The 1,540-nt window shown below is 66.4% G+C and carries 1 protein-coding gene; it reads left to right on the forward strand.

Features of this window, described 5'->3' with window-relative positions; genetic code table 11:
• The first annotated feature begins 76 nt into the window (after positions 1 to 76).
• Positions 77 to 1,321 carry a DUF819 family protein gene (locus QMZ25_RS18905; protein ID WP_053516181.1) on the forward strand — a complete coding sequence of 415 codons (1,245 nt, stop codon included), beginning with the start codon at positions 77 to 79 and terminating at the stop codon, positions 1,319 to 1,321.
• The last annotated feature ends 219 nt before the right edge of the window (positions 1,322 to 1,540 follow it).

The following is a 1,540-nucleotide window of genomic DNA, read 5'->3' on the forward strand; positions in this document are numbered from 1 at the left end:
GCCATGCTCGGCTGCTCTGTGCCTCCTTTCCCGCCAACAGCAGCCGAGCATGGCTCGGCTCTACCCGAGCGCCCGCATGACTTCGAACGCCCTGATCCAGAACGACATCGTGGTCTTCGGCCTGATCGCCGCCACTTTGGGGGCCGTGTTCTGGACCGCCTCGCGCGAGCAGGGGCCGTGGAAGCGCTTCTACACCTTCGTGCCGGCGTTGCTGCTGTGTTATCTCATTCCTGGCATCTACAACACCGTCGGCCTGATCGACGGGCAGAACACCGCGCTGTACAACCCGGTCGCGCGTGACATACTGCTGCCGGCGGCGCTGGTGCTGCTGACCTTGGCCGTGGACATCAAGGGCATCCTGCGGCTGGGGCCGAAGCTGGTACTGATGTACCTGGGCGCCTCCGCCAGCATCATGCTCGGTGCCGTGGTCGCCTTCCTGCTGATGCGCGCGCTGCACCCGGAAACCGTTGCCGGCGACACCTGGGCCGGCATGGCCGCACTGGCCGGCAGCTGGATCGGCGGTGGCGCCAACATGCTGGCGATGCGCGAAGTATTCGACGTCAACGCCACCACCTTCGGCCAGTTCGCCGTGGTCGACGTGGGTGTCGGCTACGTCTGGATGGCGGTACTGATCTTCCTCGCCGGGCGCGCCGCGAAGATCGACGCACGCAGCGGTGCCGATACCTCGGCCATCGACGAACTGAAGGAACGCATCGCGCGCTTCCAGGCCGAACACGAGCGCATTCCCAGCCTGACTGATCTGATGCTGATCGTCGCCGTTGCGTTCGGGGGCGTCGGTCTGGCGCATGCAATCGGCGCGCCGCTGGCGGCCTGGTTCAAGGCCCATGTCGGCTGGGCATCGCAGTTCAGCCTGGATGCTCCCTTCGTCTGGGTGGTGGTGCTGTCGACCACGCTGGGCCTGGGCCTGAGTTTCACACGCGCGCGCACGCTGGAGGGAGCGGGAGCGTCACGTCTGGGGTCGCTGCTGCTGTACTTCCTGATCGCCTGCATCGGCATGCAGATGGATCTGCTGGCATTGCTGGACCGTCCGTGGCTGTTCCTGCTCGGCCTGATCTGGATCGCCGTGCACATCGTGCTGCTGTGGTGCCTGGGCCGGTTGCTGAAGGTGCCGTTCTTCTATTTCGCCATCGGCTCGCAGTCGAACATCGGCGGTCCGGCCTCGGCGCCCGTGGTGGCCGCCGCCTTCCATCCTGCATTGGCACCGGTAGGCGTGCTGCTGGGAACGATGGGCTACGCCACCGGGACCTACCTGGCGTACATCGTCGGCATTACCCTGCGTGCGCTGGCAGGGCAGGGGTGAGGGGGTCAGATCCCTTTTGCTGCGCAAAAGGGATCTGACCCCGTTTCGCGGCGCGTCACGCTACCGGCAATCCATGTTCGATCAACCACGCCTTCGCGTCTTCGGCGTCCTGCTCGAACCGCGCCGAGTGAAAAGAAGGGCGCCGCAGGGTTCGGCGCGTCGCCACGCGCCCGTGGCCAACCGCGCCCGCGGCCTTACGCCACTGGCAACCCGCGTTCG

Source organism: Stenotrophomonas sp. RS-48, assembly GCF_030053245.1.
Classification (GTDB): Bacteria; Pseudomonadota; Gammaproteobacteria; order Xanthomonadales; family Xanthomonadaceae; genus Stenotrophomonas; species Stenotrophomonas maltophilia_P.